We start from the raw sequence: 14,130 nt of genomic DNA, 5'->3' as shown, positions 1-14,130 counted from the left end.
AATCCTTTACAAGCTTAAATTTTAATTAATTAGGCTTGAAATATTGAAATTAAAATCCCTATATTTGCATCCCTTATAATTAATAGATAAACCCTAAAATTAATAACAATGACAAAAGCTGATATAGTAGCGAAAATTTCTGAGAAATTAGGAATTGAAAAAGGAGATGTTCAAGCGACCGTTGAAACCTTTATGGAGGAAGTTAAAACATCTTTAGAGAGTGGAGATAATGTGTATTTAAGAGGTTTCGGTAGCTTTATCGTTAAAACAAGAGCTGAGAAAACAGGTAGAAATATTTCTAAAAACACCACAATTAAAATACCAGCACACAACATTCCAGCATTTAAGCCTGCAAAAGTATTTGTAGAAGGCGTTAAATCTAATGTTGAAGTATAGTAAAAATATAAAACGAAACATTAATTTAAAAAAGACTTGATTTATGCCAAGTGGTAAAAAAAGAAAAAGACATAAGGTAGCGACGCATAAGCGTAAAAAACGTAGACGCGCTAACCGTCATAAGAAAAAATAAATTGAAAAAGTAGTTTTTAACTACTTTTTCGGTTTTACAGTAACGTTCTTTGATATAAAATTTAAATGTTGCCGCTGGTTGTGGTGCATTTGGATTTACCGGAATTATCCCGATGGTTCATCGGGAATCCTGTGTCAAAAAATTTAGTATAATCCATCTGTTCTGATGAATTTTAGGACGGATTTAAATTAACAACATGGATAAGGAATTAATTATTCGTTCAAGTTCAGACTTTGTTGATTTTGCCTTATTAAAAGATGGAAAACTTATTGAATTACATAAAGATGAAGAGGATAATAACTTTGCGGTTGGTGATGTGTTTATCGCCAAAATCCGTAAAGCTGTTCCTGGACTAAATGCTGCATTTGTTAATGTAGGCTATGAGAAAGATGCATTTTTGCACTATCATGATTTAGGTCCAAAATTACCTTCGCTTTTAAAATTCGTAAAACGTGTAAGCACAGGGAAACACACAGATTTTCTGCTCAAAAACTTTCAGTTTGAGAAAGATATTGATAAAGACGGCAGTATTGCTGACGCCTTAAAATCCAATCAATCTCTTTTAGTACAAATTGTAAAAGAACCTATTTCAACCAAAGGGCCTCGTATTAGTAGCGAGTTGTCAATTGCCGGAAGGTACATTGTTTTAGTACCCTTTTCTGATCGGATTTCTATTTCTCAAAAAATAGAATCAAAAGAAGAGAAAGATCGTTTAAAACGATTGGTCAAAAGCATTACCCCTAAAGGGTTTGGCGTTATTGTCCGTACGGTTGCTGAGGGTAAAAAAGTTGCTGAGTTGGATACTGATTTGCAGAACCTATTGAGCCGTTGGACAGCAATGTGCAAGAAGCTCAACAAGGCCCCTCACCCAAGTAAAGTACTTGGAGAGATGAACAAAGCATCTTCAATTTTGAGGGACATCTTCAACGATTCGTTCTCAAGTATTGTTGTAGATGATGAAGAGTTATATATGCAAATCAAAGATTACGTGCATCAAATTGCACCAAAAAAGGAATCTATTGTGAAACATTATCAAAATGGCGTGCCCATTTTTGAAAAACATGGTATTGAGAGGCAAATAAAAACCTCTTTCGGACGTACAGTCTCTATGGCTAAAGGTGCGTATATTGTAATAGAACACACCGAAGCACTCCATGTTATTGATGTGAACAGTGGCAATAGATCCAACAAAGAAAAAAATCAAGAGGACACTGCTTTAGAAGTTAATATGATTTCAGCTACTGAAATTGCCAGACAATTGCGTTTACGTGATATGGGCGGTATTATAGTAGTCGATTTTATTGATATGGGTAATGCAGAGAATCGAAAAAAACTGTACAATCATCTTCGTGACGAAATGAAAGATGATAAAGCAAAACATAAGATATTACCTCCTAGCAAATTCGGTCTGATACAAATTACCAGACAACGCGTGCGCCCAGAAAGGAATATTGAAACAAAAGAAGAAAATCCGAATGTTAGTGGGGAGGAGATTGAAGCGCCAATTAAGGTGGTACAACGCATCACCCAAGACATGGAACGGATTTTCAAAAAAGACTACAAAAAGGTGACTTTAAACACACATCCTTTTATAGCAGCCTTTTTGACCAAGGGATTCCCTTCCATCAGGTCAAAATGGTTTTTAGAACATAAAAAATGGGTAAAAGTACTGCCCAGAGATGCTTACACATATCTTGAATACCATTTTTATGATAAAAATGGTGACAAAATCGATTAAATCACAAACCCCTTATTTCTTTGGAAGTAAGGGGTTTTATTTTTGGAATGTGTTTTAATGTATTTATTGGTAATAATAGCCGATAATACTTATTGCGCTTTTACAAATGTATACTCGGTAAAATAATCATCAGGGTATTTATTTTTATATTCCTTAAAATACAAAGGATAATAATTTTCAAGAACTGTTTCGCAATTGATTATGGGATGATAATCCAACGAAATTTCTGTAGTAACATACATGTCAATTGATAAATCTGGCTGACGTTCATTTTTTAAAGTCACCTTAAAACAGTTGTAGCCAGCAATGACTTTTATGTCGTTTCTATCTTCCGTTATGACATCATAATCACAATAATTGCTTCGATATAATTCTTCTTTTCTCAGGGTAAAATTATAAAGGTTAAAATTGGTAACTGAATGATCAAGTCTGTCAATCTTTAGGATGTTTAAGACTGCGTTATAGAGCGTGTCACTCTCAAAATCATTATAATTGGTATTGTATATAACATATTGTGTTGGAGTGATATTAAAGTATTTAAATCCTTTGTAATTGGATGTTACTTCCTTGGGTAGAGGAGGTGGAGGTGGAGTGCCAATTGGCATATTTCCATCCCAAGTTCCACCATGCTCTTTATTATTTTCTGCATCGGTATACTTTGAACTCACAAGGTGTCTTTTTTTGATTACAAAATCAATCGAAGTGTTTTTGAAACTTTTGTCTTGGCTGTGCATGTAGTTGGTCAAAAACAATATAATTAAACTTAATAATATGTTTGTCTTCATTGTGTAAAAATGATAAAATGAATAGTGAAAAACTCCTCGTTTCTCAATTCTGTTGTTTTTTTTAATCAGTTGTTTCAAATTTGTCGTATAACTTAGTTTCAAAACCTGTCATACCTTCTTTAATCAAATCATTTCTTAAATTTTCACTAATGATTGTGTTATAATTGATGCATCGTGTTTGATATAAATCATATTTAGGAAAATGTTTGTTCATTTTTATACTTCCGATTCTTATGTTTCCATAATCATATTTTTCTTCTTCCTCAATTATTTGTTTTTGTGAAATAATAGGAATATTTTTAATTACTTTAATGTCGAAAGGCGTTTCAAATTTAAAAACTTCAACGTATGACTTATCAGTATCAATAAAATCCCAAAAGTCGTCAACAATGTAATGTAGCCAATAATAGTCGAGGATTTTATTATTTTGATATACTTTTACTTTATAGTAATGATGCTTTGGAAGATTATAATTATCTAAAATCATTTTAAATTTTGTATCAATAATCCACCCAAAACTTGCTGGATTTTTGGGTAAAAAATTCGTGGGTTTTGCTTTATGATGTAGCTCTAATTTAAAATTAGGCACAAAATCAGGGAAATCATTAGCTTTCATAGCTAAATAACCATCAACCCTCACATTTTCCCCTGTATCTACTCTAATTCTTGTTTGCGGATAATGTCCGATGATTTTTAAATCATCGGACGTATTTATTGTGTAGTAGTTCATCTCTTCTATTATAATCCTAAAGGAGGATTAATAACTTGTTTAAAATATTCATTTAAATTTAAATTTGAACTTTTAGCAAGTTCTATTAGCTCATCTAACTTTGGGATTAAGCTTTTTTCAAGAAAATCTTTAGCACCGTTAGAATCAAAATTATTATTTGCAAAATCATCTAATCTTTTTTGAACATATTTATCATAAGCAGGATGATTTCCATGAAGACCTTCCCCAGTAAGAGAAGTATATTTCTTTAATGCTTTTCCATTAACTTTTGAATTCATATGAAAACCTGCATAAGCGGCTTCTTGTATAACTTCATTATTTAATTTATTCCAAGGTAGAATGTGATGTGCTTCTTCAAGTGTTGTTGTATTTATTATGTCTGCAAGTTTGCTTCTGCTTCCAAATTCGACTAATCCATTTACAACTTTAAAGGATAAATTTATTGTTTTATTTCCTGACTTCGCTATAATTTTCCAACCATTTCTGGCAATCTCGCTACCTTTTAGAACTTTGGCAATAGGTTTAAATGCTTTGGTTATTTTCCCGCCTGGGATAATTCCCACAATCATAAATCCAGCAGTCTGTACTTTATCTTGCTCAACCCCATCAAAATCCTTTCCATCAATTAGAATAATGGCATCCTCTATAGGTGTGGCATAACGTCCAATTATCTTTACCTTATTCCAAAAGGCCGTAAGTAAAAAATCTATATCAGCACTTGCATAAGTTGCATTTGGAGCTTTCCTGTATTCATACCAATTACTATTGTCATAGTTGTGAATATAGTTATACCCATCAGTAGGAACTTCGGAGGATCCTATGGTGCCTTGTATATTATTTTGATTAATAGCTATAGGACCGGAAGGTTGGTAAAGTACTAAACCATTTTCTAAAAGGTACATTATTTCTCCTTTGTTAGGATTAAAGGCAGCCTTGTATTTTAATGACGGTAAGTTGTAGACAGTGCCCGTTCTTGAAAAATCCCAACCATTTTTTGCTCTGTTGGCGTCAATTGTCATTTTGGCTTGAGCCTTGACCTCATTTGATTTTTGTCCTTCTTCGATAAAATTTAAAAGTTCGACCACTTCGTCAATACTGGCATCATTCAACAGATACTGCATTTGTGGTGTTGTATACGGCCCTAATTGCAAGAGTTCTCCTAGCTCTCCAATAATGTCAAGTCTTAGAATAGGGGTTGTGTAAAGGCCAGTATCATTGAAATCAATTTCTTCGGGACTGTTTGGGCCTGAGCTACCTGCTTCATTGCCACCACCACCAAAATCACCACCATCACCACCGAAGGAGCTTTCAGGAAACTGATTGCCATAATCATCACCTGCAGTATTTTCCGGAATGATTTCTCCTTCTCCTCCTCCTGATTCGCAAGGGATTTCGATAATTCTATAAACTGGTATATCCCATCCAGTACCTCTACTTATTTCTGTTTCTGTGGTTTTTATTATTTCGTAGCATCTCTCTGAAGATTTTTGGCCTACCAAGATGGTTGCTTTATCTAATGAAATTGGAAGGATTTGTATTTTTGAAACTAAGTCTACCTTTCCTCCTTTTTCTAAATTTATCTTATCAAATAGTGTTAGGTCATAAGATGCGATGTAAGTGGCGTATTTCTTTTTTTTAGCACCATATTGGACCTTTAGGATTAGGTTTTCAATTCGAGTAGAATTGTTCCTTGTAATTTGAAAGGTATAGTAATCGTCGATACCATCAGAAATGAGTGACCCTTCTTTGCCAACAATTTCGATGTCATTTAAATTATTGTCCTTAAATTTGTTAGTTTTGTGTTCCACTCTATTTAAGGTTTGTAAAATAGGTTCTAGGTTAATAGCTTCACCAAAACTGATTTTTTTAACTTCCAAAAAGTCATTTTGTGATTGGGTATGACCAAGCGAGTTTTTATCAATGTCATATTTTTGGCAATTCGTGAACAGAATAAGAGAAAGCAGAAACAGGTAATAATTTTTCATAGAAAGTATTTTTTTTGATTGTTTTGTCTTATCAAATCTAAATTATTTTCCTCTTATCCATTTACGGGGAAACCGTAAACTTGTTACGGTAAAACCTTACTGTTCTTATCTTATAGATGACGGTGGCCATTAAATTGAACCATATAATTTGTTAACACGTTATTAACAAATTATTGAATGGAGGCTTAATTGTACAGAGCTTATTCCTGATTATGTATATTACATATTCTACTAAAAATGGGTAAAAGTATTACCCAGAGATGCTTACACATATCTTGAATACCATTTTTATGATAAAAATGGTGACAAAATCGATTGAATCACAAACCCCTTAGTTCTTCGGAAGTAAGGGGTTTTTTATTGCTATCAAGTTTCGTTTTACGGGTCTGTCATGTTTTTGAGTGTCATGTGATGGTGGTTTTAAAAAAAACAGAACTATTTATTTCTGCTTATTGGTCTTAAAGTCAATTGATCAACTGTCAAAGTCGTGCTAAGCACATTTTTAATCAATTTTTTTCACTTCTTCAAAGCAACCTTTTGCAGTTTCAGACATCTTATAAAAGAACTTAAAATCTACAAAAACATGAAAAAAATGAATGTATTGATGAAATCTTTAATGGTAACGGCGACCCTTTTTATAGTGAGCTGTAACAACGATGATAGCATTGAATGTCCTGAAGCCATAACGGGTGAATTGACTACCACCGAGACGGCTTTTGCTGGCTCATGGGTGTTAACCGGATTAGATGCCGAAGATGCTATCGATATAACAGATGACAACACTGAAAATCCGAGTACGGATATCTTTGCGCAGTATACTGAGTGTCAGCGTGACTTAGTATATGACTTTGTTGATAACAGAAACTATGTGTTTAAACAAGCACAATCGGCTACGGATTGTGAGGGTAAGCAGAGTCTAACTGGTACCTGGAGCTTAACTGATAAGGTTTTGGCATTTGTATCAGGGTGTTCTACCCAAACAATTGAGATTGAAGTTGCTGAAACTGACGATGTGTTTACTTATGAAGCATTGGTAAATATCCGTGAAGTAAGTGGCCTTATAAAAAATACTAAGGTGACGTTTACATTTGAGAAAGTACAGGCATAATTCCATTTAAATACAGCATAAAAAAAGCGGATTTTTAAATCCGCTTTTTCTATTTGTAGGTTACTATGCAGAAGGATTCGGAATGACCTTATGCACGTCTTCAATAGCATTTAAAACCTCTTGATTAAGCGTCAAATGGATACTTTCTATATTTTCTTTAAGTTGCGCCAAGTTAGTGGCGCCAATGATATTACTTGTCACAAAGGGTTGCTGGGTAACAAAAGCCAGTGCCATTTGAGATAGTTTTAATTGATGTGCTTCGGCAATAGCAAGATACTGCTTGGTCGCTTCTGTACATGATGCACTGCTGTAGCGTGCAAAACGTGTAAAAAGATTCAACCTAGAATCTTTGGTGTCTTCCCCTTTAATGTATTTTCCTGATAAAACACCACATCCTAATGGAGAATAGGCCAGAAGTCCGATATTTTCTCGCATGGCTATTTCTGCCATATCACCTTCAAATAGTCGATTGAGTAAAGAGTATGCATTTTGTACGGTAAGCATTCTTGGCAAATCGTGTTTTTTCGATTCCTCTAGATATCGCATAGTGCCCCAAGCCTTTTCATTTGAGATCCCGATATGTCTTACTTTTCCTGATTTTATAATGCCGTCAAAAGTGTGCAGGATCTCGTTAAAATTATCCTGCCATTGGTCGTCCTCATGTTTGTAATCGCGAATGCCCAAAGTATTGGTATTCCGCTCCGGCCAATGCAGTTGGTAAAGGTCGATATAATCAGTTTTTAAACGCTTCAAACTGTTATTGATGGCATCTTTTAAGGCGTCTGGACTAAAGCCTGTCGTTCTAATATGCGCAGTATATTCGCCAGGACCTGCAATTTTGGAGGCCAATATGACTTGATTTCTATGGCCAGTTTTTTCAAACCAATTGCCAATAATACGTTCTGTGTCGGCATAGGTTTTTGCTTCTGAAGGAACGGGATATAGTTCTGCCGTATCAAAAAAATTAATGCCCTGGTCTATGGCATAATCCATTTGTTCAAAGCCTTCAGCTTGGGTGTTTTGACGTCCCCAAGTCATGGTGCCTAAACATAATTTACTGACTTTAATATCGGTATGTGGTAGTGTGGTATATTTCATAGCTATGCTTACTGTTTGCTGTGTTTGATGATCAAAGATAAAAAAAACCTTTCAGCTCTTGTGGAACGGAAAGGTTTGTTGTTGTTAGGGTATGATTTTAATAGAATGATTCTTTTTCGAGAGGGTTTCGACTGCGCTCAACCTGACAACCAATTTTCACAAAACTCAAATTGGGTTTTGACTGCGCTCAACCAGACATCGCATGCGCTCAACCTGACATCGCACTTCGACTGCGCTCAACCTGACTTCGCATGCGCTCAACCTGACATTTCATTATTAATCGTTTAACAATTTTGAAATCTCATCCAATTTTGGAGTCAGGATCACCTCAATACGTCTATTTTTAGCCTTACCTTCACTCGTGTCATTACTAGCAATAGGTGCATATTCTCCACGGCCTGCAGCCGTAAGGTTTTCTGGATTAATGGCTGGATTTTCCTTGAGAATCTGAACAATTGCCGTGGCGCGTTTTGTAGATAGATCCCAGTTGCTATTCATAACACCGGTACCCGTATAAGGGTCATTATCTGTATGACCTTCAATCAAAATTGCAATTTCTGGATTTTCAGCCAATACACTTCCCAATTGATTAACAGCTTGTTTACCATTGGCGCCCACAGCCCAGCTTCCTGATTGGAACAGCAATTTATTTTCCATAGATACGTATACTTTTCCATCGCGTTGCTCAACAGTTAAGCCTTTACCTTCAAAGTTGGTCAACGCTTTTGAAATAGCGTTTTTAAGCTTGTTCATGGCTGCATCTTTAGAAGCTATCACACTTTCAAGCTCTGCAATACGTTGTGAACGCGCTTCCATATCCTGTTTCAACTTTTGTAAACGGGCATTTTCGGCAGCAAGCGCTTGTTCCTTAGCTTCCAACTGTGCCAATAATTCCCTGTTCTTCTTAGAATTTTCAGCAATTGCAGAAGAGCTGTTCTGCTCTAAAGCGGTATACGATTTTTGTAAATTATCGAGATTGGTCTTTGCAGCATCATAATCTCTTTGCAATTGGTTGCGTTTGGCGGTGGTATCGTCATAATCTCTTTGAAGTTGTAATAATCTATTTTGCGAGAGCAGCAAATCTTTTTTAAGATCTCCATTTTCCTCTGAAAGTTTACGGTTTTCTTTATTAAGCGTGGCATATTTGCTTTCTAGATCGGTATAGATTTTTTTAGAGACACAAGAAGTTGTCAACATCAGTGTCAAAACAATAAGTGACAGTTTTTTAATCATGGTTATAAAAGTTTAGTGATAGGTATATGTGGTTTTATTATATCGTAAATAAAAAATCGTAAATCAAAGATCAAATCAACAATTAGCAAACAGCATTAGCAATCTTCAATTCTCAATCTCCAGCAATATCGGACAATGGTCACTGTGCACCGCATCAGATAAGATAACGCTTCGTTTAAGTCTTTCTTGCAATGGCGTGTTAACTAAGGCATAATCCAAACGCCAACCCTTATTTCGGGCTCTAGAATTCGCTCTATAGCTCCACCAGGTATAATGGTCCGGTTCTTTATTAAAGTGTCTAAAAGAGTCAATAAATCCGGTGTTTAAAAAGTTCCCAATCCACTCACGTTCTTGAGGAAGAAACCCTGAAACATTGGACAGCCCTTTTGGATTGTGGATATCAATTTCCTCATGACATATATTATAATCGCCCAAAATTATAAGGTTTGGAATGCTCAGCTTGAGTTTATCTATATACGCTTGAAACATGTCCATATAATCAAATTTATGCTGTAAGCGCGCATCATTGGTGCCTGAAGGTAAGTACAAACTCATTACGGACACACCTTTTTCGCCTGGAGTACTTGCTGGAAAATCAGCGCGAATATTGCGTCCTTCAAAATCCATTGAGGGAATGCCTGTACCATATTCAACATGATTTGGCTTAATTTTGCTCAAAATAGCAACACCACTATAGCCTTTCTTTTGGGCGCTAAACCAATAATGATATGTATAGCCAGCATCTTCAAATAATTGCACATCCACCTGCTCTTTCATGGCTTTAATTTCTTGCAAACATATAACATCGGGATTGGCGCTCTTTAACCAGTCTATAAAGCCCTTGTTTAACGCTGCACGTATACCATTAACATTGTAAGAGATAATTTTCATAAATATATCCCAGAATATGGGGATCTTTTAGTTCAACCTTATTATATGGGCTAAAGTAAATAATACTGTACTTTTATACGGTAATTTTATAGGCATTTTAACGATTGTACTGTTGTTGTCTTTAGAAGTTAATTTATTCAATGAAAATTGCTGTTGTCCTAGTCTTCTTTTTAATTAGTTGTTGTGTGTTTTCACAAGAGCCACCGGGTAATTACCGATCAAAGACCATGGCCTTTGCAAATACCATCCAAATAGATTCCATTAGTATTAATTCAAGTTTTTTCAGTTTAAAAACGAAAGAGGGACGTGTTATTGACACTAGCTATTACACCGTCGATTTTTCAAAAGCATTTGTAACGTTTAAAAAACCAATGACTTCTGACTCCGTAGTTATTAATTATCTGCGCTATCCAAATTTCATTACCCGAAAATATGTTCAGCTTGATAAAAGTATTATTGTAAATAACACTGATAATATGCAGCGTCTATACAAACTACAGCAATCCTCAATAGCCAAAAATTATGCACCATTTGATGGATTGACCACTTCTGGAAGTATTTCAAGGGGTGTAACCCTAGGCAACAATCAAAACTCTGTGTTAAATAGCGAATTGGACCTTCAAATTTCTGGAAAGTTGAGTGATAAGGTATCGTTACGGGCATCCATTCAGGACGCTAACATTCCTTTGCAAGAAAGTGGATATTCCCAACGATTGGACGAGTTTGACCAAGTATTTATTGAACTGTTTAGTGATGATTGGCGTATTAGGGCAGGTGATATTGACTTGGTGAATACCAACTCCTATTTTGCGAGTTTCAGTAAGCGTGTTCAAGGCTTGTTGGTGGATGTGAATTTAGATAATGACGCTTCCAAAACCAATCTTTTTGCTGCTGGGGCTTTGGTGCGCGGGCAGTTTACGACCAGTAAATTTACAGCACAAGAAGGCAATCAGGGGCCTTATAAGTTGAGGGGGCCAAACAATGAGTTGTACGTGTTGGTGGTTTCTGGAAGCGAAACTGTTTATGTTAACGGCACCCCAATAAGGCGCGGTGAAACCCAAGATTATATTATTGATTATAATGCGGGAGAAATTATCTTCAATTCCACCTTTCCCATAACTTCGGAAATGCGAATCACCGTAGATTACCAATTTAGTGAACGCAATTTTTCACGATTTACAGTATTTGGAGGGGGCGATTATGAAACTGAGAAATTTAAAATTGGTGCTTCAGTCTATTCTGAAATTGATTCAAAAAATCAACCTCTACAACAAAACTTGTCGCCCGAGCAAGTTCAAATATTGGCCAATGCAGGCGATGATTCTGCTTTAATGGTGGCCCCTTCAGGGATGTCTGAAGCGTATAACGAAAATCGGATATTATATCGTAAGGCCTTTGTAAACGGGACCGAAGTTTACCTATTTTCAAACAATCCGGATGACGAATTGTATAGCGTGAAATTCCGATTGGTAGGTCAAAATCAAGGTAATTATGTATTGATTAACAGCAATGCTATTTCAAGTATTTATGAGTACGTTGCGCCAATATCAGGTGTGCCCCAAGGTAATTATGCGCCTATTGTAAAATTAATAGCCCCAACTAAATTGCAAGTAGCGGTTTTAAATGGAACCTATCAACCTACAGATCATACTGAGATTTATTTTGAAGCCGCAGGAAGCAAAAATGACATGAACCTCTTTTCTGGATTAGATGATGCCAATAATGATGGCTTTGCTGGAAAATTACGTATTAAACAGTCCTTAATTAAATCGGACAGCTTATGGGATCTTTCGGCAAGTATTGATACTGACCTTATTCAGGAAAATTTCCAAACAATTCAACGGCTCTATGATACTGAGTTTACTAGAAACTGGAATTTGGATAGGCCTATTGGTAATCAAAATTTAATTACTGCAGGTCTCGAGCTTTTCAATCCTAACAATGGATTTGCATCCTATAAATTTGAACATCTTAACTATTCTGAGAACTTTAATGGCAATAGACATAGCGTATTTGCAAGTTTTAAATTAGGAAAGTGGCAGTTATTCACAAATACAAGTTTTTTAAATAGCGACAGTAACCATGTCCAATCAACTTTCTTAAGAACATTCAATAGATCGGTTTACAATTTTCATCAGCAGTGGCTGGGTACAAAGATAGCCGCCGAAGATAATGAGCAGCGTGACAGTGGTACAGACCAATTAATGGCAATGAGTCAGCGTTTTAAATCGGCAGAAGTATTTTATGGTATTGGTGATAGTTCCAATGTTTTTGTGGAATTGGGCTATAAACATCGTGTTAATGACAGTGTTAGAAAAAATGTTCTTGAAAAAGTAAGTAGCTCCAATACCTATTATCTCAAATCTAAAATTATCCAGAATACCACAACTGATTTAGGCGTTTATGTCAATTATCGCACTTTAAAGTCCGTTGATGAGACTGTAAAAGACGAACAATCCTTAAATTCTCGAATTACTTTTAACAAGCAATTATTTGATCAAATCGTACTTTGGAATACTGTGTTTGAAACCAATGCGGGCAGTCTCCCGCAACAAGATTTTACCTATGTTAAAGTGGAGCCCGGCCAAGGGGCTTATACTTGGATTGATTACAATAGTAACGCGGTGCAGGAGCTTAATGAATTCGAAATTGCTAAGTTTTTAGACCAAGGGGAATATATTCGTGTGTTATTACCAAATCGAATCTATATAAAAACACATCAAAACAGATTGAGCCAAACTCTAACAGTTAACCCGCAACAATGGGCAGGAAGTGCAAAAAAGGCTAAGAAATTCTGGTCTCACTTTTATAATCAAACTTCGTATTTGGTAGATCGAAAAATAAACAGAGAGGAGAACACTTTCGATCTCAACCCGTTTGCTGATGCTGATGACAGGCAATTGGCCTTGAACAAAAGTGTCAGAAATGTTTTGTTTTTCAATCGAGGAAAACAACATTTTACAACATCGTACACATATTTGGCGAATACAGCACGAACGCTCTTATCTATAGGGTTTCAAGAAAGTAAGCTTAAAAGTCATCAACTCAATGTTAATCATAAATTTGCTGAAAGTTGGCTGTTAATTTTAAACGGCAGCTTGGAAGAAAACCAAAGTTTTAGTGAGAATTTTGTGTCTAGGAATTATACTATTGAGGAAACTAGAGTTAAACCAAAGTTGTCCTACTTGCATAATGATAATGCGCGGTTTGACGTGTTTTATCAATTCACCTCCAAAGATAACACCATAGGAAACAAGGAGATGTTGCGTCAAAACAATTTTGGTGTTTCATTTACCTATAACAACGCGCAAAAAATAGCGCTTAATGGCGAAGTAAATTTTTACGATAATGCTTTTTCTGGAAATGAAAATACGCCTGTATCTTATCAAATGTTGGAAGGTTTGCAAGCCGGTAAAAACTTTACCTGGTCATTGTTGGCACAGAAAAAATTGACCGCATTTTTAGACTTGAATTTAAATTATTTCGGACGCAAAACAGAAACATCAAAAACGATCCATACGGGCACTGTTCAGTTAAAAGCTTATTTTTAGAACGTGACAGTTATCATGGATATCCATATATAATTTTTGTAGCTTTGTCGAAATCATGTCAAAGTTACTCGCCATATTTTACGCCACCTTGATCGGTTTTCAAAGTTTGAATATCAGCTTTGAAGATGCGTCAAAGCTGAGTGCACTTATAGAACATGCAACTTACCATCAAGAGACGTATGGCGATTCATTCGCGCAATTTATCGCTGAACATTATGGTGCATCGTTAGTACAACATGAGAATGAGCATACAGAACACGAAGATCTTCCTTTTAAGCATGACGGTCATAATAGCTGTCAAGTCCATACAAATTTCACGTTATTACACTTTGATATTTTAAAGCCTTACGAGATGTTTATTGAAATTCCTTTTAACTTCTTTTACAAGGAAAGCACGTCTTTATTTGAGAAACCGTCTGTGTTTCAACCGCCACAACTGGCATAATTGCTATGATTTTAAGTTATTATAAATAAGCCATTTC

General features: G+C 35.5%; 11 protein-coding genes. 5 read left to right on the top strand and 6 right to left on the bottom strand.

The features are described from left to right. The first annotated feature begins 108 nt into the window (after positions 1-108). Both BXY82_RS02955 and BXY82_RS02950 read left to right on the top strand, forming a co-directional pair. Positions 109-396 carry an HU family DNA-binding protein gene (locus BXY82_RS02955; RefSeq protein ID WP_066431871.1) on the top strand — a complete coding sequence of 96 codons (288 nt, stop codon included), beginning with the start codon at positions 109-111 and terminating at the stop codon, positions 394-396. Positions 397-725: 329 nt separating this feature from the next. Continuing rightward, positions 726-2,267, top strand: a complete 1,542-nt coding sequence (locus tag BXY82_RS02950) for an Rne/Rng family ribonuclease (protein ID WP_133756683.1) — start codon at positions 726-728, stop codon at positions 2,265-2,267. 89 nt (positions 2,268-2,356) lie between these two features. On the opposite strand, the gene BXY82_RS02945 is transcribed toward BXY82_RS02950, so the two are convergent. The 3 genes from BXY82_RS02945 to BXY82_RS02935 form a co-directional block, all read right to left on the bottom strand. After that, entirely contained in the window at positions 2,357-2,935 is a 579-nt protein-coding gene (locus tag BXY82_RS02945) for a hypothetical protein (RefSeq protein ID WP_133756682.1), read from the bottom strand. Between the two features lie 178 nt (positions 2,936-3,113). After that, positions 3,114-3,782, bottom strand: a complete 669-nt coding sequence (locus tag BXY82_RS02940) for a hypothetical protein (RefSeq protein WP_133756681.1) — start codon at positions 3,780-3,782, stop codon at positions 3,114-3,116. An 8-nt stretch (positions 3,783-3,790) separates the two neighbouring features. Continuing rightward, on the bottom strand, positions 3,791-5,767 hold the full coding sequence (locus BXY82_RS02935; RefSeq protein WP_133756680.1) for an AHH domain-containing protein: 1,977 nt from the start codon (positions 5,765-5,767) through the stop codon (positions 3,791-3,793). Between the two features lie 583 nt (positions 5,768-6,350). On the opposite strand from BXY82_RS02935, the gene BXY82_RS02930 reads away from it, so the two are divergent. Beyond that, entirely contained in the window at positions 6,351-6,875 is a 525-nt protein-coding gene (locus BXY82_RS02930) for a DUF5004 domain-containing protein (RefSeq protein WP_133756679.1), read from the top strand. Positions 6,876-6,938: 63 nt separating this feature from the next. On the opposite strand, the gene BXY82_RS02925 is transcribed toward BXY82_RS02930, so the two are convergent. The 3 genes from BXY82_RS02925 to BXY82_RS02915 all read right to left on the bottom strand — a co-directional run bounded on the left by BXY82_RS02925 (position 6,939) and on the right by BXY82_RS02915 (position 10,097). Continuing rightward, positions 6,939-7,973: an aldo/keto reductase gene (locus BXY82_RS02925; RefSeq protein WP_133756678.1), complete on the bottom strand. Its 1,035-nt coding sequence runs from the start codon at positions 7,971-7,973 to the stop codon at positions 6,939-6,941. Between the two features lie 276 nt (positions 7,974-8,249). Further along, positions 8,250-9,206, bottom strand: coding sequence for an OmpA family protein (locus tag BXY82_RS02920; RefSeq protein ID WP_133756677.1), 957 nt, complete (start codon positions 9,204-9,206; stop codon positions 8,250-8,252). Between the two features lie 105 nt (positions 9,207-9,311). Then, entirely contained in the window at positions 9,312-10,097 is a 786-nt protein-coding gene (locus BXY82_RS02915) for an exodeoxyribonuclease III (RefSeq protein ID WP_133756676.1), read from the bottom strand. Positions 10,098-10,237: 140 nt separating this feature from the next. Between BXY82_RS02915 and BXY82_RS02910 the strand changes: the two genes are divergently transcribed. Both BXY82_RS02910 and BXY82_RS02905 read left to right on the top strand, forming a co-directional pair. Next, entirely contained in the window at positions 10,238-13,648 is a 3,411-nt protein-coding gene (locus BXY82_RS02910) for a hypothetical protein (RefSeq protein ID WP_133756675.1), read from the top strand. Between the two features lie 55 nt (positions 13,649-13,703). After that, positions 13,704-14,093, top strand: a complete 390-nt coding sequence (locus BXY82_RS02905; RefSeq protein WP_133756674.1) for a hypothetical protein — start codon at positions 13,704-13,706, stop codon at positions 14,091-14,093. Positions 14,094-14,130 lie beyond the last annotated feature (37 nt).

It is taken from the genome of Gelidibacter sediminis, from assembly GCF_004364975.1.
In the GTDB taxonomy this organism is placed as follows: Bacteria; Bacteroidota; Bacteroidia; order Flavobacteriales; family Flavobacteriaceae; genus Gelidibacter; species Gelidibacter sediminis.
Note: the sequence above shows the minus strand (reverse complement) of the source record. Positions and strands in the feature narration are given on the sequence as shown.

What these genes read in the sequence shown, in the direction of transcription:
- BXY82_RS02915 (WP_133756676.1), bottom strand. Translation starts at nt 10,097, where the DNA reads ATGAAAATTATCTCTTACAATGTTAATGGTATACGTGCAGCGTTAAAC.
- BXY82_RS02920 (WP_133756677.1), bottom strand. Translation starts at nt 9,206, where the DNA reads ATGATTAAAAAACTGTCACTTATTGTTTTGACACTGATGTTGACAACT.
- BXY82_RS02925 (WP_133756678.1), bottom strand. Translation starts at nt 7,973, where the DNA reads ATGAAATATACCACACTACCACATACCGATATTAAAGTCAGTAAATTA.
- BXY82_RS02935 (WP_133756680.1), bottom strand. Translation starts at nt 5,767, where the DNA reads ATGAAAAATTATTACCTGTTTCTGCTTTCTCTTATTCTGTTCACGAAT.
- BXY82_RS02905 (WP_133756674.1), top strand. Translation starts at nt 13,704, where the DNA reads ATGTCAAAGTTACTCGCCATATTTTACGCCACCTTGATCGGTTTTCAA.
- BXY82_RS02930 (WP_133756679.1), top strand. Translation starts at nt 6,351, where the DNA reads ATGAAAAAAATGAATGTATTGATGAAATCTTTAATGGTAACGGCGACC.
- BXY82_RS02950 (WP_133756683.1), top strand. Translation starts at nt 726, where the DNA reads ATGGATAAGGAATTAATTATTCGTTCAAGTTCAGACTTTGTTGATTTT.
- BXY82_RS02955 (WP_066431871.1), top strand. Translation starts at nt 109, where the DNA reads ATGACAAAAGCTGATATAGTAGCGAAAATTTCTGAGAAATTAGGAATT.
- BXY82_RS02940 (WP_133756681.1), bottom strand. Translation starts at nt 3,782, where the DNA reads ATGAACTACTACACAATAAATACGTCCGATGATTTAAAAATCATCGGA.
- BXY82_RS02910 (WP_133756675.1), top strand. Translation starts at nt 10,238, where the DNA reads ATGAAAATTGCTGTTGTCCTAGTCTTCTTTTTAATTAGTTGTTGTGTG.